Genomic DNA, 16614 nt, shown 5'->3' with positions numbered 1-16614 from the left:
ACGGAAGTTGCAGGATGATGCCACTGTTGCGCCGATTCCACCAGGGGAATTCGGCGTGTCGCCCGATTGTGCAGCGTCTTCTCAGCCGATCAGAGATCGGCGTGCAGCCCCCACACGCGTTCCGCCGCGCCCGCCCAGGAGAACGCCCGCGAGCGGTCCACAGCGAGCACCCGGAGCCGCGCGGCACCACCACCGGCAGCGTCCGCGAGCGCATCGGGGAGGTCGTCCGGAGAGGCGAACAGGCCGCCGTCGGCGATCACGTCACGATGGCATCCGGTGTCCCTGGCGACGACGGGCACACCGACCGCCAGCGCCTCGACGGCGCGCCAGGGCCACCCGGCAACCGTGCTCGTCGCCGCGTACGCCGCGGCACCGCCGAGCACCGCAGCGCGATCCGCCGCCGGGAGCGCGCCCCGCACATGCGTACGACGCTCGGGCAGCCCAGCCGCGGAGGCCAGTTCGGCGAGCCGTGGCTCTGAGCCCTCCGGCGCATCGAGCACCACGGCGTCCACACCGGCGGCGACCGCGCCGCGGAATCCCTCCGTCAGCGTCTCGGCAGAACCGGTCAGGACGACGTATTGCGGGGGAAGTGCCAGAGCAGCCCGGCGCGAGGTGGCGTCCGACGGCACAGCGAAGTCGTGCGGCGGAGCACCGGCGATCACCCGGATCCGGTTGCCGAGCCGGGCGATCTCCGCCAGGCGCTCCCCCACCGCGTGTGTCGGAACCACCACGGCGTCGGCGTGGCGCGCCGCGCGACGGAGCATGCCGCGGTGCCAGGCGACGGCCGGCTTCGAGAGCCGAGCCGGCTCGTCCCAGGCGAACAGGTCCCACACGGTCACGGTGGTCTGATCGTGGTCGTGCACTCGATCGTGGCGCACGAGCGGCGCCATCAGGGTCGGTGAGTGGATGAGCCCGCCGCCGACGCCCGGGGCGATGCCGAGCTGCCACGAGGCCGCGAGCTCCCGGCGAGCGAGCCCGAGCGTGCGGACCTCGTCCACACCCGGAATGTCGACGTCGGCTCCGGCGGGCACGATCGCGTCGACGGCGCAGCCGGCCGGAGCCGTCGCGACGAGTCCCGCCGTCAGTTCCCTGGCTGCCGTGGCCTGGTCCTGGTCCACGACGTGCACCAGTTGATCCAGAACCACACGCAGCCGAGCACCCATGCGATCAGGCTAGCCGTGGTGCGTCCGCGAGCCGTGGAGCGCAGCGCCCGCCCGTCCGGAGTTTCAGCGTTCCCACAGCATCGCGGAGGGCGCCCCGCCCCACCGTGGCCGTGTCGGCACCCGCCATGCTTGAATGCTCGAGTGAGCGATGGCCGACTTCCCGCCCGACGCCGATGGATCGGATGGACCATCGGGATCCTTCTGACGCTCCTCGTGGTCGCCCTCGGCTGGGTCACGGTACGCGGCATCGGCGCCGTGGACGACCTCCGGCAGGTCGCGCGGGGCGCGACGCAGCTGAAGCAGGCGATCGCGGACGGTGATCTCGACGGCGCAGAGCCGATCGCGAGCAGCATCGCACGCAACGCGGCATCCGCACGGGAACTCACCTCCGACCCGGTGTGGCACGCGTTCGGCGTCCTTCCCTGGATCGGACCGAACTTCCATGCCGTCAGCGAGATCGCCGAGATCGCCGACGACGTCTCGACCGAGGCACTCCGGCCACTGCTGCAGGTGGCCGACGAGCTCGACCTTTCCAGCCTCGGTTTCACGGACGGCGCGATCAACCTGGCGCCGTTCGCTCAGGTCGAAGCGCCCCTGGCTGTCGCCTCCGCTTCTCTGACCGCTGCCGACGACCGGGCGAAGCGCATCGACGCCGACGCGACCCTGCCACCCCTCGCCGACGCCATCCGGCAGATGCGCGGCTCCGTCACGCAGGCCACCACGGTGGTGGGATCCCTGCACGGCGCCTCGGTCCTGCTGCCCACGATGCTCGGCGGCGAGGGACCGCGCACGTATGTGCTCGCGATGCAGAACAACGCTGAGCTACGCTCGTCCGGGGGCATCATCGGCAGCATCGCCCTGCTGCATGCCGAGAACGGCCGTGTGACCCTGCAGAACCAGGCATCAACGCGCGATTTCCCCGCTCTCGATGTTCCCCTGCCGGTGAGCGAGTCCACCACCGCGCTCTTCGAGGATCGGCCTGGCCGATTCCTGCAGAACATCACCAGCATCCCCGACTTCCGGGAGGCCGGTGAGACGATCGCCGCCCGCTGGGTGGGGCGATTCGGCGGCCAGGTCGACGGCGTGATCGCGGTCGACGCCCTGGTCGCCGAGCACTTGATGGAGGTCACCGGCGACCTCACCTTCGGACCGTTCACCGCCACACCCGAGACGATCACGAGCATCCTGCTCTCGGAGATCTACGCCGCCGTGCCCGACCCGGTCGCGCAAGACGACATCTTCGCCCTCGCTGCCGGTGGCCTGTTCAGTGCAGCGCTCTCGGGCGGCGATCCGCAGGGACTGATCGGCGCACTGGCGGATGCCGCCGGCGAAGGACGGATCCGCATCTGGAGCTCCCATGAGGACGAGGAGACGCTCCTGGCTGCAACCGCGTTGGGCGGCACGATCCCTGAGGACACGGCCGACACCAGCCACGTGGGGGTGCTGTTCAACGACGGCACCGGCGCGAAGATGGACTACTACACACGCGCGTCGATCGGGACCGCCATCGGCCGGTGCGACGGGGAACCGACCACGCAGGTCACCGTCACCTGGACGAACACCGCACCCGCGGATGCCGCGACATCGCTGCCTCCCTATGTGACGGGCGACGGGTTCTACGGCGTGCCCCCCGGCACCGTGCGCACGCTCATCGCGGTGTACGGACCGGAAGGCGCGACGCCCTCCCGCGTAGACAGGGACGGAAAGGACGACGCCGTGCAGACGGCCATGCTCGGAGATCGCTCCGTGGTGCAGCACGAGGTGCTGCTGGCGCCAGGAGAGTCCACCACGATCACCGTCGCCTTCCAGGGAACGGGGGCCGGCCAACGGCTCACCGACGTGCTGCACACGCCGCTGATCACGGGGCCGGAGCTGACGGAGGACACTCTCGACTGCAGTTCGTGACAATCTCCCTCGAATGGGGTACTGTCGTCTCACTGGGGAATAACTGGGGTCTGTGAACCTGCCGTGGGGGCAGGAGACCTCACGCAGTCGGACGCAGGGGTGTGTCCGAGGGCGATTCCGCGTGACATTTCTGGGGAGAGATCATGCTGAAGAAACTGGCTGCCATCAGCCTGACCGCTGGCGCGCTGGTACTCGTCGCGCCGACCATCGCAACCGCTGCGCCGACGATTCCCGACGCCTCGTACGACTCCTACCCCTCGCCTCCCGGCGCGAAGGTGGGCGACCCGATCATCGACGTGTGCGAGGTCTCCACCATCGTCTTCGGCCCGGGGTACTTCCTGCCGTCCGAGAACGTCGGGGTGTCCGTGTCCGGCAAGAACGCGGGCAAAGCCGCGGTCTCGGGCAACACCGCCGCGGCCGACGGCAGCATGACGCTGACGTTCCGCCCGCCGACGGACGGTGACGGATCCTACGCGGTCGCCTTCGCCGGCTCGCGTCCGTACACGGCCACCATCACCGTCTCTCACGGGCACGACGCCGCCTCCAGCTGCGATCACGACCCGGCCGTCGCACCTGCGGGGACCGAGCTGCCGCTGACTAGCGGTGGCATGGAGCTTGCGCTCACGGGCGGTTCCGTATCGCCCTGGATCCTCGGTGGAGGTGCCGCCGCGCTGGTCGCCGGAGGGGCACTCGTCACCACCGGTATCGTTCGCCGCAAGCGCGCCTGAGCCTGGCTGCCGCTTCGTGCGGTGGTCGGCTGGACGACGGTGATCCCTCCCCCTCCGATCACCGTCGTCTGGCGAATCCGGTGCTGCACCGGACGCCCACGGGCGACGTCTCTCGGGAGCGCCGCCCGTGGGCTGCCTGCCTTCCGCGCGCGACCGCGCAGCCCGCGGGTCAGGGGGCGGGAGTGGGGGTCGAGGTCGGCGGGTGCAGTGCCTGCTGAATCATCTCGTGGATGTAGCCGTAGTCCGGATTGTGCTCGTCCACTCCCGAATCCGGGGTGAGCTCGATGCTCGTCACGGGCTGTTCCTTCGCCTTGAGCATGAGGTCGAAGAACTCCGGCAGCTTGTCCTGCGGCAGATCGGTACTGATCAGCGCAGTGCCCGCCGCGGCCACCTCGTTGAAGCGAGTCAGCACGGTCTGCGGCGTGAACTGAGCGAGAATCGCCTCCTGCAGCTGGCGCTGGCGCTTCATGCGGTCCCAGTCGCTCGTCGTGTAGCGCGAGCGCGCATACCACTGGGCCGTGTCGCCGTCCATGTGCTGTTGACCCGGCTCGATCCAGCCGATGGCCCACTCGTTCACGTCGTTCCCGGTCCACCCCTCGGGCGGGCCACCCTTGGGGAGGCGCTCGGTCACGGTGATGTCGACGCCGCCGAGCGCATCGACCAGATCCGCGAAGCCGTGCATGTCGATGAAGACGTAGTAGGGGATCTCGATACCCAGAACGCCCTCGGCCGCTTCCTTCGTGGCTTCGATACCGGGCTCGGAACCCTGTTCCACCGCCTTCGGGTACAAGCCCTTGCCCTCGTCGTCGCGGCAGACCTCTGCGGCGTAGCGGACGTGATTCATCCACCCGTTCCAGCCGCACGTGGACGAGCTGTGCCCCTCGAACCCGTTCGGGTACTCCGCCTGCATGGGACTGCCGTCGCTGAACGGCGCGTTCGGGAGCTCCCGAGGAATGCCCGTGATCGTGACCGCACCGGTCTCGGCGTTCACGGACACGACCGAGATGCTGTCGAAGCGCATCGAGTCGCGGCCGTCGCCGCTGTCGGCGCCGAGCAACAGGATGTTGTAGTAGCCGTCGCTCGGAGGAAGACTCGGCCCGCTCTGCCCGAAGATCGCGCCGACAGTCCCCCGCACCGAACCCACCGAGGTCGCGGCATACCCTGCCGCGCTGCCCACCAGGCCCAGGAGCACGAGCGCCACCACCGGGATCGCGAGGCGCGAGACGCCGGGAACCTTCACCAGGCGCACGAGGCGCAGCGTGTCGAGTGTCAGCACGATCCACAGCACGACGTAGGCCACCAGCAGCACCTGCACGAGCGTCAGCACGACCGCCGAGAAGAACCCGCCACCCACTGTCAGCCAGAGCAGCACGGGACGCGCGAACATCGCCAGACCGGCGCCGACGATGACCATCAGCCAGGCGGCGAGCGTGGCGCCGAGACCGAAGCGACCGAGGCGGCGGTTGCCCGCCAGCACCTGAGCCGAGCCCGGGACGAGCAGGTTCAGCACGATCAGCCACCAGCCCCGCTTCGCCATCATTCCGGCGTCGGCGGAGTCCGGGTGCCGCAGCGGCCGGGTCTCGATGATCGGGCGCTGTGGTGCGCGCGGAGGCGCAAGCGTCACAGCGAGTCCTTCAGCCGTTCGTTCTTCGTGGCGACCTGCGCCTCGAGTTCGGCGGCATAGGCCTCGACCCGGTCGGCCAGCTCCGCGTCGGCTGCCCCGAGGATGCGGGCGGCGAGCAACCCGGCGTTGCGAGCCCCGCCGATCGAGACCGTCGCCACGGGGATGCCGGCGGGCATCTGGACGATCGAGAGCAGCGAGTCCATGCCGTCGAGGTATGCCAGCGGTACCGGAACCCCGACCACGGGCAGCGGCGTCATCGAAGCGAGCATTCCGGGCAGATGCGCCGCTCCCCCGGCACCCGCGATGATCACGCGCAGTCCGCGACCGCGCGCCTCGCGCGCATACGACATGAGCTTGTCCGGAGTGCGATGCGCCGAGACCACCTCGACCTCGTGCGGGATACCGAAGTCCGTGAGCGCCTGCGAGGCGTCACTCATGACCCGCCAGTCGGAGTCTGACCCCATGACGACGCCGACCAGGGGCTCGGCGGAGGAGTGAAGTGGCTCTGTCACCAGAACAGGCTACGGGCTCGCGCTGGGAGAACACCCCAGCGGCACGCGGCTTGGCACAGGTCCTCTCCGCGGCAGATCACGCGAAGTGCGCGGCGGCTGCGCGCGCGACGTACACCGCGTCGTCCAGATCCTCGCCGACGACGTTGACGTGCCCGACCTTGCGACCGGGGCGCGGCTCCTTGCCGTAGGTGTGGATCTTGGCGTCGGGGTGTTCCGCCATCGCCGACGCGAACCGCTCGTCGAGCGTTCCGCCGACCGGGCCACCCAGGATGTTCACCATCACCGACCATGACGCCCGAGGAGCAGTGGCACCCAGCGGCAGGTCGGCGACCGCCCGCAGGTGCTGTTCGAACTGGCCCGTCACGGCGCCGTCCTGGCTCCAGTGCCCACTGTTGTGCGGACGCATCGCCAGCTCGTTGACCAGGATGCGCTCGTCGTCCGTCTCGAACAGCTCGACCGCGAGCATCCCGGTCACGCCGAGCCCCTCGGCGATCGTGCGGCCGATCCCCTCCGCCACCTCGACCAGCCGCTCTGCGGCCGCAGGGGCAGGAGCGATGACCTCGGCGCACACGCCGTCTCGCTGCACCGTCTCGACCACCGGGTAGGCGAGCATCTCGCCTCCCCTGCGGCGCGCCACCTGCTGCGCGAGTTCGCGGACGAAAGGCACGAGCTCCTCGGCGAGCAGCGCCTCACCGTCGCCCAGGGCGTCGAACCAGTCCTGTGCCTCTCCCGCGGCGCGAACCACGCGGACACCCTTGCCGTCGTAGCCGCCGCGGGGGGTCTTCACCACGGCCGCCCCGCCCTGCGCATCGAGGAAGCGCTGCAGCTCTGCCGTGTCGTGTACCGCGGCCCACTCCGGCTGCGGTACGCCGAGCTCGGCGAGACGGGCACGCATCGCGAGCTTGTCCTGAGCGAACTGGAGCGCATCGGGCCCGGGGTGCACGGCGACGCCGTCGGCCACCAGCGCGCGCAACACGTCCTGCGGCACGTGCTCATGATCGAACGTGATGACGTCGACATCCTCCGCGAACGCACGGACCGTGTCGAGATCGCGATAATCGCCGACGGCTGTGGCGGCGAGCTGGGCTGCCATGCCCTCGGCTTCCGCGAGCACTCGCAGGTCGATCCCGATCTCGACCGCCGGAGCGATCATCATCCGTGCCAGCTGTCCTCCACCGATCACGCCAACGCGCAACGCCATGTGCCGCCTCCATTCGTCCGCACCCATTCTTCCGCACTCACGGGCGGACGAGGGACGCGTGACTCAGAGCGCGTCGGTGTCGTCGGAGGTGGCCTGCGCATCGCGGTGCGCGAGGATCTGTCCCACCTCGATCTGATCGGCCAGGGTCTCGTGCACCAGCGTCACATTCGGAACGTTCGGCAGTCGCAGCGGCGCATCGACGCCGTTGGACAGCGTGACGGTGCCACACCCCCACAGGCGCTGCAGCGGCCCACGGCGCACCCCGATCGTGTACCCGCGCGCGTGCGACATCTCTCTGCGCTGACGTGACCCGATCCCCTGGTGCGCGATGACCCGCCGCGTCGTGATGGTGGTGCTGCGCGAGTACCAGACGACGAACGGAACCACGACAGCCAGTACGACCACGGCTGCGGCCGCGGCGAGAAGCATCCAGTTCTCGAAGCCGGCGGGCAGGTTGTCGTAGAGATACGCCGTGAGACCGAAGGTCGCGATGAGCACGAGAGCCGACCAGAACAGACGGCGGGCATGGCTGCGGAAGCGCGCGATCAGCAGCTCTTCGGCGGGGGCCCCGGGCGGCGGCATGAGCGGCCGCCCGCCGAGCGTCACGGGCTGGGTCACCCCACCATTGTGCCCTGGGACACCGACAACACCGGTCGCCGGGCGGCGTGTCCCCGCGTCACGCCAGCCGCGCGTGGACCACGTCGCCCGCGGAGACCGCGTGCGTGACACCGTCGGCGACCACGAGCAGCCGCCCGTCCTCATCCAGGGCCGTGGCGATGCCCTCGAGGACGTTGCCGTCGGGCAACGACACCCGTACCGGCTTGCCGATGGTCGCGCAACGCGCCGTGACCGCACCGTGCAGGCCGCTGGTCACCGCGTCCTGCCCTGCGGCGAGCGCCGCGATCCACTCCCCCAGCGCCGAGAGATACGTGAAGATCAGGAGGTCCTCGTCAGCAGTCGTCTCGTGCGCGGCGAAGGAGGTCGCGGTCGGCACCGGAAGCTGTTCCTGCGTCATGCGGGTGTTGACGCCGGACCCCACGACGACCGCGTCCGCCGTGGCCTCCGCCAGGATCCCGCAGATCTTCGCACCGTCGACCAGGACATCGTTGGGCCATTTGACCGCCACATCCGCCTCCGGCAGTTGCGCAGCCACCGCCTCCGTCATGGCCAGCCCCGCCACGAGCGGAATCCACCCGCGGGCGGCCGGGTCCTGCGGCAGTTGGCGGAGGAGCACCGAGACCGCCAACGCCGAGCCGGCCGGTGCGACCCACGTGCGATCGAGGCGTCCGCGCCCGGCGGTCTGATCGCGCGTCACCAGCACAGACAGGTGGGGCCACGCCCGCGCGTCGGAGCCGTGGGCCACCAGATCGGCGTTCGTCGAGCCGGTCGCCTCGACGACCTCGAGACGGGAAGCGATCGCGGATGACCGCGGGAAGCCGGCGCTCACGCGTCCTCGTCCTCGGCTTCCTCGTCGTCGTCGTCCTGATCCGCGCGCACCCTTCCCACTTCGTGCGCCCGCCAGCGATCCCATTCCTGCATCAGCTGCTCGATCGCGGCGTGGAACTTGCCCGTCGCGACCCCCGGAGTGGTGTCGCCGAAGTAGTGCTGCACCCACATGCGCAGCCGGGCGACCGCAGCCTCATCGGCGCGCACCCGGTCGACCTCGGACACGATGTCCGCCGCGCCTTCGACCGTCAGCCATTCGCAATCGGAGAGGTAGCCGGTCGTGTCGACCGCCGCCTCCGGATCGGCGGGGCGGGTGATCAGGAGGGGCTTGCCCGCCGCGAGTCGGTCGTAGACCATCGCGGAGATGTCGACCACCGCCACGTCGGCGGCCGCGAGCTGCCACCCCAGCTCGGGGCCGTCGTCGTACACGTGCTGAGCCGCGGAGTCGGCGGCGTTGGCGGCGGCGATCGCCGCGAGGATCCGTCGGTGCGCGGCCCCGTACGCCTCGTCCACCACACCGCTGCGCGGATGCGGTCGGTAGATCACACGGTGCCGGCCGCTCGCGAGCAGCGCGGAGACGAGGGCCTCACCGTGCGATGCGATCGACCCGTAGTGCGCGCTCGGGCGGTCGCCCTCCCACGTCGGCGCATACAGCACCGCGAGGCGGTCGTCCGGGGTATAGGGCAGCGTGCCCGAGTAGTGGTCGGCCTGAGGACGGCCGATCTCGATCGTGCGCCGGTCGACGTCGTAGTCCCACAGCGTGCGGGAGAGCCGATCGCGGGCGGCCTGGCCAGCCACAAACGCCCAGTCGTACGCCTTGTACTGGTTCGTGGTCATGTACATCTTGTCGGACTCGCCGTGGTTGATGAACACATGCCACCGACGGCCGTAGCGGAACATCTGGAAGTTGCGGGTGTTCTGGTTGACGTACAGGACGATGCGGATGTCCTGCGTGGTGATGAACCGCTCCAGATCGCGCACCTTCGGAACGAACGCGACCGGAGGCGCGTCCTCGTCGAGCAGCTTCTCCGCCCCGGTCGCGTGCCGCGACAACACCACGACGGGCCACCGCTTCGACAGCTCGGCGAGCGGCCGGTACCACTGACGCATCTGGTACATGTTCACCGCACCGTCGGCGAAGTACACGGCGATCTGGAAATGCTCGGGCGGATAGGGCTCCCGCTCCGCGAGCCGGCGACGCACCCGCTGCACGGCGGAGCGGGATTCGAGTGCCCGTCTCAGCAGACGGTAGGCCTTCTTCGCGTCAGACAGTGCACCCATCCCTCCAGGATAGTTCGTCGCCTCCGGCCCCCCCGCCCCGCGACCGAACCGGTGGACAGCCCTCAGCCAACGGGCGATGCGCCGTGACATGATCGTCGTGTGCCCCCCGAGAGAACCGCCGACCCCGCGACCGGAGTGTCGTTCGTGATGCCGGTGCTCAACGAACGGGCGTATCTGCAGCACGCGGTCGATTCCGTGCTCGCGCAGGAGATCGCCGGGCCCACCGAGCTCGTGCTCGCCCTCGGGCCGTCCTCCGACGGCACCACCGAGCTCGCACAGCGTCTCGCTGCCGCGGACGACCGTCTCCGCCTGGTCGAGAACCCGGCGGCCCACATCCCCGTCGGACTCAACGCCGCCATCCGCGCCAGCCGCTACCCGACCATCGTGCGGGTCGACGCGCACTCGGAGCTGGCCCCCGGCTACGCCGCCCACGCGCTGCGCACGCTCGAGCGCACGGGAGCCGCGAACGTTGGCGGCGTCATGCACGCGGAGGGCCGCACCCCGTTCCAGAAAGCGGTCGCTCGACTGTACAACTCGCCCGTCGGCCTCGGCGGAGGCGCTTATCACGGCGGCCGCACCGAGGGGGAAGCCGAGTCCGCGTACCTCGGGGTGATGCGGCGCGCCGTGCTCGACGAGGTCGGGCTGTTCGACGAGACGATCCGCCGCGGCGAGGACTGGGAGCTCAACCTCCGCATCCGTCAGGCGGGTCACGCGGTGTGGTTCGACCCCGAGCTGTCGGTGACCTACTGGCCACGGGAGAGCTGGTTGCGTCTGGCCAGGCAGTTCCGCGCCACCGGGGCCTGGCGAGGCGAACTGGTCCGACGCTTCGGCCGGAGCAACGGACTGCGCTACTTCGCACCGCCGGCCCTGGTGCTGCTCGTGGTGCTGGCCCTCGTGGTCGGCGTGCTGCAGCTCACCGGGCTGCTCGCGGGAGTGGCGTCGATCGTCGCCTCCGTACTGGTCTACGGGCCACTTCTCCTGTACGTGCTGCTCGTGGTGGCCGTCGCGTTCGGGCGCGGGGGAGGCAGTCTGCGTCAGCGACTGTGGACCCTCGCGGTGCTGCCCACCATGCACCTGTCCTGGGGGCTGGGCTTCCTGACCGGAGTCCTCCGGGGTGCGCGCGACACCGTCGACGCGTCACGACTGGGAACCCGCAACACGCCGCTGCCCTGACCCGCGGCAGGATCAGCGGGTCACGAACCCCAGATCCAGGATGCGGTCGACGACACGTCGAGCCGCGTGACCGTCGTCGCGCGTGTTGAACTGCCGGCGCCACGCCGCATAGCGCTCGGCGTAGCGCTGCTCGTGCCCGGAGTCGGCGAGCGCCGCGACCAGCTCGTCCTGGCTGCGCACGAGCGGGCCGGGCGCCCGGTCGGCGAGGTCGAAGTAGAAGCCGCGCAACTGCCCGCGATAGTGGTCGAGGTCGGGCACGAGGAAGAACATCGGTTTGCCGGTCACGCTGTAGTCGAACATCACGGACGAGTAGTCGGTGATGAGGGCGTCGGCGGCGAGCAGGAGCTGCGCCGTCTCGGGGTACCCGGTCACGTCGATCACGCGGGCTCCCGACCTGTCGCTCCCCTCCTGGAGCGTGCGCGAGTGTCCGCGCACCAGCACGACCGCATTCGCCTGGCGGGCCAGCAGCTCCGGATCGACGAAGTCGACCATCTCCGCGCGGTCGTCGCGCCAGGTCGGCGCATACAGCAGCACGCGCTCGTGGTCACCGATGCCCAGCGCGGCACGGATCGCCGAGGAGTCGCCGGTCAGGAGCGCGTCGTTGCGCGGGTACCCGTCGACCCAGATCGGGCGACCGAAGAACGCGTAGGCCTTGCGCAGGATGCGCTCGGCATAGGTGTTCTGCGCCAGCAGCACATCCCACCGCCGTGACTCCTTGACCACCGCCGCCATGCGCCGCGGGTCGAAGCCGGGACGGTGCAGCGCGAGCCGCTTGAGCGGGGTGCCGTGCCACGTCTGCAGCACCTTCTGCCCGGGCTTGCGCGCGAACCGCCGACGCAACCAGTCGTTCACGATCAGCAGACGCGCGGCGGCGCGAGCGCGCCACCACTCGGGGCTGCCCTCAACGACCGCGATCGCTCCCTCCGGCACCTCGACCGAGAGGTCCGCCACGCTCCAGTAGCGCCGCACCTCCGGCGCACGCTGCGCGAGTTCTCGATCGATCGCGCGCGGGTTGCAGCCGACGCTGCGGCCGTAGAAGCTCTCGAAGAACACGGCGTTCTCCGTCCCGCCCGCTTGCGAGACGTAGCGCTCCTCGAGTGTCGATCGCCCCTCCGGCGTGTCGTAGACGGGGTCGACCGGTGCCGCGATGCGCACGGTGGACCCCTCGACCGCGATGCGGACGCCGCGCAGCACGACGGGAGCGATGCGGAGTGCGTCCAGATCGGCGCCGTCGATGGACAGGGTGTAGGAACCGGAGGGCAACGGAAGCTCCGGTCCTCCCCAGCGCGACGCGCGAAGCGGGAACGTGGCCTTCCAGGTCTTGCCTCCACCGGTCACGCGCGCAGACACCCGCGCCCGGGGACCCGAGAGCTCGGCCGTGCCGGGTCGCTGACCGGCCCCGGCGATGACCAGGGCCTCCGCCTCGTCATCGATGCGGGCCGTCGTCATGCTGCTCCCTTCGGTGCGGGCACACCCCGCGCGCGGATCGTCTCGTACACACGACGGGTGTTCTCGCCGTCGCGGAACGCGTGCATCTCCGCGCTGAGCGTAGCGGACCGCGTCGCGGCGGCGCCGAAAGCGGCAGGGTCCCCCAGCAGCGCGTCGAGCTCGGCACGCAGCGCGTCCCACCCCCCGGCCACCCCGGCGGAGGCGACCTCCGCGTAGCGCCCGTAGAACCCGCGTGTACGGGCGTACTCCTCCGCGTCGGGCGCGAGGAACGCGACCGGCATCCGCAGCAGCCCCACGTCGTACGCGAGCGACGAGTAGTCCGTGATCAGGAGGTCGACCGCGGCGAGCGCGGGCGTCACGTCGGACAGCACTGCGCTCGACAGAAGCCGCACCCTGGTCGTGGGCAGTGGCGGCGTGTAGGAGCCGGCGCCCAGCGGGTGCGACCGCACGAAGAGCACAGCGTTGTGGCGCTCCAGGAGCCTCACGACCTCGATCCACTCCCGGGCGGTCGGCACGGACGGGTCGGGGGCGCCGTCGCGCCACGTCGGCGCGTAGAGCAGCACGCGCGCGCCCTGGGGCAGCTCCCCCGCAGCGCCGATCAGCACCGTACGGGCAGCTGCCCGGCGCTCGTCCGCGGTTCCGCGCGACAGCACGTCGACCCGCGGCTCACCTGTCACCACGACCCGCTCGTCCCCGAGCCCGAACGCGGACTCCAGGCGGCCACGGGCCCGATCGGACGCGGCGGGCAGCACACGGATGCGCTGCGCGGCGGCGCGGTACAGCACGCCGACGAGACGCCGCAGCAGCGCGGCGCCGGGTACGGCAGGAACCTGAGTGGTGGCGGGCGAATCGAGCCCGATGCGCTTGAGCGGGATGCCGTGCCACAGCTGCACCACGAACGCACCGCCGTTCGCGTAGCGGTTCACATCACCCAGACCGTGGGTGACCACGAGCACGCCCGCCCTCGCGGTCGCCCACCATCCGCGCAGCCCCGCGCGGGGCACGGCATGGATACCCAGAGCGGCGGCATCTGCGGCCTCCCGGTCGTTCGCCGTGAGCCAGAGCGTGTCGTGGCCGAGGGCGGCGGCGTGACGCTGAAGCGCGAGGGCTCCATCCCCGACGCCCGCACCACAGCCGAACACCCAGCGGCGCCCCCGCGGAACCAGCAGGGTGCCGATGCGTCCGAGGGCATACAGCGGGATGCGGAGCAGTTTGGCCGCATTGCCGGTGCCGAAAGAGAAGGACGCCACCCCGCGAGCCTATCGCGAGGGTGGCGTCCGTCCGTCCGGAGCAGGACCTCAGCCGGCGAGCGTGCCGAGCGTCAGGTCGACGTCGTACTCCTTGCCGCCGCGCACGTACGTGAGCGTGGCCTTGCTGCCTGCGGCTGCCGCGCGCACCTGCGCGGTGAGGTCGGTGGCACCTGTGATCGGGACCCCGTTGAACTCGGTGACCACGTCGCCCGCCTTCAGGCCGGCGTCGGCGGCCGCACCGCCGGAGGTGACGTCGGCGATGTACGCACCGGCGACCGTCGCTCCCTCGACACCCGAGGCGTCGCGGACGGAGGCGCCGAGCAGGCCGTGCGTGGCGGCACCGTCGGCGATGATCTCGTCGGACACGCGCTTGGCGATGTTCGACGGGATCGCGAATCCGATGCCGATCGAGCCGGAGTCCTCGGAGTTGCCCGAGCTGGCGATCGCGACATTGATGCCGATCAGCTCGCCCTTGCTGTTGACGAGCGCTCCACCCGAGTTGCCGTGGTTGATCGCGGCGTCGGTCTGGATCACGGCGACGGAGATCGAGTCCGTGGTCTGCTGTCCGCCGCTGCCCGGGATGTCGAACTGGAACGGCCCGCCCTGGCCGTCCTGCGGTGCCTGCTGCTCCGGTGCGTCCTCCGTCGACGAGTCGGGCAGGGCCGACGAAGCGATCTGGATGCTGCGGTTCAGTGCGCTCACGATGCCCGTCGTGACGGAGTTGGCCAGGCCGAGCGGGGCGCCCAGGGCCACCGCCGTGTCGCCGACGTTGAGCTTCGACGAGTCGGCGAACTCGATCGGCGTGAGGTCCTTCGCGTCCTTGAGCTTGATGACGGCGAGGTCGTAGATCGGGTCCGTACCCACGACGGTGGCGTCGTAGATGCGGCCGTCCGAGGTCGTCACCCGGATGGTCGGATCGGCCACGGCCCCACCGAGCGTCACGACGTGCGTGTTGGTGAGCACGTAGCCGTCCTTGCTGACGATCACACCCGAGCCGCTCCCGGCTTCCTGAGAACCGGCGACCTCGATCGTGACGACCGAGGGGAGCGCCGCGGTCGCGACGGCCGTGGTCTCGTTGACGGAGCCGGGGTTGTTCACCGTGACGGTCTGCGGTCCCTGCGCGGTACCGGACGACGGACGATCCTGCAGGCCCGTGAGCAGAGCGCCGCCACCGAAGCCGGCGACGCCGCCCACCAGGGCTGCAGCGACGATGAACGCGGCGATGCGCGTCCCTCCGCGGGACTTCTCCTTCGTCGTCGCCTCCGGGGCTGATCCGTCCGCCGGTGCGGCATACGGCGCGGCGGCCGAGACACCGAAAGCGGCTCCCGGAGCGTTCGTGGCCGGGCCGGGCGCGGCGAGGCCGTGCGGAACCGGGGCGACCACCGGCGCGGCGGGAGCCTGAGACGCGAACGTCGACGGCACCTCATGCCCCTGCGTGGTGGCGGCGGGGGCAGCGACGCCCGAGTCGGCCGGGGTGCTGCTCGACGGTTCGCCGTGCGCGGCCGGGATCGGCGGCACGGGCGGCGTGGGCACGGCGTCGTTCGACGCGGATGCCTGGTGGTCCTGGGGGTTGTCTTCGTTCATGGTGTCTGCTCCTTCGACGCCCCTTCAGGATGGCGTGTGTGCCTGTGCGTTTCGTATGTCGAGCTTGAGTTTCGGCTATGGCCTTAGCCTGTTCTTCATGAGTGTCATACCCGGCGCGTGGCGGCGCACAGCGGCCGGTGCGGGCCTGCTGTCGGCAGACGGGACCGTCGCGCCCACCATCTTCGCAGAGATGTCGGCAGCGGCGGCCCGTACAGGGGCGATCAACCTGGGTCAGGGCTTTCCCGACGAAGACGGGCCGTCTGAGGTACTGGAAGCGGCACGGGCGGCGATCGCTGCGGGCGCCAACCAGTACCCGCCCGGCCGCGGGGCCCCCGACCTGCTCGCCGCGATCTCGGAGCACCAGCGTCGGTTCTACGGCCTCGACGTCGACCCGGGGACCGAGGTGATCGTCACCGCCGGCGCGACGGAGGCGCTCACCGCCACACTCCTGGCTCTGATCGACGGACCGGACGACGAGGTGGTCGTGTTCGAGCCGTACTACGACTCCTACGCGGCCGCCGTGGCTCTGGCCGGGGCGCGACTGCGAACCGTCCCGCTGCGGGCACCCGATTTCCAACCCGATCTCGCTCGACTCGCGGAAGCCGTCACCGACCGCACCCGCATCATCCTCGTGAACGATCCGCACAACCCGACCGGTGCCGTCTTCGGCCGCGGCGTTCTGACCGAGATCGTCCGGCTGGCGAACCTCCACGACGCCGTCATCGTCACCGACGAGGTGTACGAGCACCTGACCTTCGACCGACCCCACACCCCGATCGCCACCCTGCCCGGCGCAGCCGAGCGCACCCTCACCATCTCGTCTGCCGGCAAGACCTTCTCCGCCACCGGGTGGAAGATCGGGTGGGTGCACGGGCCGGCGGACCTGATCACGGCCGTCCTGACGGTGAAGCAGTACCTCACATACGTGAACGGCTCCCCTTTCCAGCCCGCAGTGGCCCTGGGCCTCCGCCTCGACGACGACTTCTTCCGGAACGCCGCCGCGACGTTGGCCAGGAAGCACGCGATCCTCGCGGAGGGTCTGCGCGCCGCGGGATTCGTCGTGCATGCACCCCAGGGCGGCTACTTCACGGTCGCCGACGCCCGTGCCCTCGGTGGTGAGGACGCTGCGGCGTTCTGCCGCGCCCTGCCGGAGCGCGCCGGAGTCGTGGCGATTCCGCTGACCGCCTTCGTCTCGGCCGAGCATCGGAGCGACTACGCCGGACTCGTGCGCTTCGCCGCCTGCAAGCGCACCGAAGTGCTCGAGGAGGCTGCCCGCCGCCTCGCGACTGCCTGATGCC

General features: G+C 70.6%; 14 protein-coding genes. 4 read left to right on the top strand and 10 right to left on the bottom strand.

Going from position 1 to position 16614, the window contains the following annotated elements:
- Positions 1 to 89: 89 nt before the first annotated feature.
- Positions 90 to 1163, bottom strand: coding sequence for a glycosyltransferase (locus KE274_RS15905; protein WP_211545512.1), 1074 nt, complete (start codon positions 1161 to 1163; stop codon positions 90 to 92).
- A 141-nt stretch (positions 1164 to 1304) separates the two neighbouring features.
- Here KE274_RS15905 and KE274_RS15900 point away from each other — a divergent pair, with 141 nt between their 5' ends.
- The gene (locus KE274_RS15900; RefSeq protein WP_211545510.1) at positions 1305 to 3068 is read left to right on the top strand and encodes a DUF4012 domain-containing protein; all 1764 of its coding nucleotides are present in this window, start codon (positions 1305 to 1307) and stop codon (positions 3066 to 3068) included.
- A gap of 143 nt (positions 3069 to 3211) precedes the next feature.
- Entirely contained in the window at positions 3212 to 3796 is a 585-nt protein-coding gene (locus tag KE274_RS15895; RefSeq protein WP_211545508.1) for a hypothetical protein, read from the top strand.
- A gap of 169 nt (positions 3797 to 3965) precedes the next feature.
- Here KE274_RS15895 and KE274_RS15890 read toward each other — a convergent pair whose 3' ends face one another.
- The 6 genes from KE274_RS15890 to KE274_RS15865 form a co-directional block, all read right to left on the bottom strand.
- A complete protein-coding gene (locus tag KE274_RS15890; RefSeq protein WP_211545506.1) occupies positions 3966 to 5420 on the bottom strand; it encodes an LCP family protein in 1455 nt (484 codons plus the stop codon).
- Positions 5417 to 5884 (bottom strand): 5-(carboxyamino)imidazole ribonucleotide mutase, encoded by a 468-nt coding sequence (gene purE, locus KE274_RS15885; RefSeq protein WP_211545600.1) that lies wholly within the window; start codon positions 5882 to 5884, stop codon positions 5417 to 5419. The genes KE274_RS15890 and purE overlap by 4 nt, the downstream gene beginning before the upstream one ends.
- A 124-nt stretch (positions 5885 to 6008) precedes the next feature.
- Complete coding sequence (locus KE274_RS15880; RefSeq protein ID WP_211545504.1) at positions 6009 to 7133, bottom strand: 5-(carboxyamino)imidazole ribonucleotide synthase; 1125 nt, start codon at positions 7131 to 7133, stop codon at positions 6009 to 6011.
- Positions 7134 to 7196: 63 nt separating this feature from the next.
- Complete coding sequence (locus KE274_RS15875; RefSeq protein ID WP_307872234.1) at positions 7197 to 7751, bottom strand: PH domain-containing protein; 555 nt, start codon at positions 7749 to 7751, stop codon at positions 7197 to 7199.
- Between the two features lie 58 nt (positions 7752 to 7809).
- On the bottom strand, positions 7810 to 8580 hold the full coding sequence (locus KE274_RS15870) for a biotin--[acetyl-CoA-carboxylase] ligase (RefSeq protein ID WP_307872233.1): 771 nt from the start codon (positions 8578 to 8580) through the stop codon (positions 7810 to 7812).
- Entirely contained in the window at positions 8577 to 9860 is a 1284-nt protein-coding gene (locus tag KE274_RS15865; protein ID WP_211545499.1) for a CDP-glycerol glycerophosphotransferase family protein, read from the bottom strand. The genes KE274_RS15870 and KE274_RS15865 overlap by 4 nt, the downstream gene beginning before the upstream one ends.
- A 147-nt stretch (positions 9861 to 10007) precedes the next feature.
- Here KE274_RS15865 and KE274_RS15860 point away from each other — a divergent pair, with 147 nt between their 5' ends.
- Positions 10008 to 11033: a glycosyltransferase family 2 protein gene (locus tag KE274_RS15860; RefSeq protein WP_211545598.1), complete on the top strand. Its 1026-nt coding sequence runs from the start codon at positions 10008 to 10010 to the stop codon at positions 11031 to 11033.
- A gap of 12 nt (positions 11034 to 11045) precedes the next feature.
- On the opposite strand, the gene KE274_RS15855 is transcribed toward KE274_RS15860, so the two are convergent.
- From KE274_RS15855 to KE274_RS15845, 3 genes are read right to left on the bottom strand one after another with little or no spacing between them, the layout of a single operon-like run.
- Positions 11046 to 12482 (bottom strand): CDP-glycerol glycerophosphotransferase family protein, encoded by a 1437-nt coding sequence (locus KE274_RS15855; RefSeq protein WP_211545497.1) that lies wholly within the window; start codon positions 12480 to 12482, stop codon positions 11046 to 11048.
- Positions 12479 to 13732, bottom strand: coding sequence for a CDP-glycerol glycerophosphotransferase family protein (locus tag KE274_RS15850; protein WP_211545495.1), 1254 nt, complete (start codon positions 13730 to 13732; stop codon positions 12479 to 12481). The genes KE274_RS15855 and KE274_RS15850 overlap by 4 nt, the downstream gene beginning before the upstream one ends.
- 48 nt (positions 13733 to 13780) lie before the next feature.
- On the bottom strand, positions 13781 to 15316 hold the full coding sequence (locus KE274_RS15845; protein WP_211545493.1) for a S1C family serine protease: 1536 nt from the start codon (positions 15314 to 15316) through the stop codon (positions 13781 to 13783).
- Between the two features lie 97 nt (positions 15317 to 15413).
- Between KE274_RS15845 and KE274_RS15840 the strand changes: the two genes are divergently transcribed.
- Positions 15414 to 16610 carry an aminotransferase class I/II-fold pyridoxal phosphate-dependent enzyme gene (locus KE274_RS15840; protein ID WP_211545491.1) on the top strand — a complete coding sequence of 399 codons (1197 nt, stop codon included), beginning with the start codon at positions 15414 to 15416 and terminating at the stop codon, positions 16608 to 16610.
- Positions 16611 to 16614 lie beyond the last annotated feature (4 nt).

Source organism: Microbacterium paraoxydans, from assembly GCF_018224615.1.
Taxonomy (GTDB): Bacteria; Actinomycetota; Actinomycetes; order Actinomycetales; family Microbacteriaceae; genus Microbacterium; species Microbacterium paraoxydans_B.
Note: the sequence above shows the minus strand (reverse complement) of the source record. Positions and strands in the feature narration are given on the sequence as shown.

Excerpts from the sequence above, each read along its gene's own strand:
- purE (WP_211545600.1), bottom strand. The coding sequence starts at position 5,884 with ATGGGGTCAGACTCCGACTGGCGGGTCATGAGTGACGCCTCGCAGGCG.
- KE274_RS15880 (WP_211545504.1), bottom strand. The coding sequence starts at position 7,133 with ATGGCGTTGCGCGTTGGCGTGATCGGTGGAGGACAGCTGGCACGGATG.
- KE274_RS15840 (WP_211545491.1), top strand. The coding sequence starts at position 15,414 with ATGAGTGTCATACCCGGCGCGTGGCGGCGCACAGCGGCCGGTGCGGGC.
- KE274_RS15860 (WP_211545598.1), top strand. The coding sequence starts at position 10,008 with ATGCCGGTGCTCAACGAACGGGCGTATCTGCAGCACGCGGTCGATTCC.
- KE274_RS15855 (WP_211545497.1), bottom strand. The coding sequence starts at position 12,482 with ATGACGACGGCCCGCATCGATGACGAGGCGGAGGCCCTGGTCATCGCC.
- KE274_RS15845 (WP_211545493.1), bottom strand. The coding sequence starts at position 15,316 with ATGAACGAAGACAACCCCCAGGACCACCAGGCATCCGCGTCGAACGAC.
- KE274_RS15895 (WP_211545508.1), top strand. The coding sequence starts at position 3,212 with ATGCTGAAGAAACTGGCTGCCATCAGCCTGACCGCTGGCGCGCTGGTA.
- KE274_RS15905 (WP_211545512.1), bottom strand. The coding sequence starts at position 1,163 with ATGGGTGCTCGGCTGCGTGTGGTTCTGGATCAACTGGTGCACGTCGTG.
- KE274_RS15865 (WP_211545499.1), bottom strand. The coding sequence starts at position 9,860 with ATGGGTGCACTGTCTGACGCGAAGAAGGCCTACCGTCTGCTGAGACGG.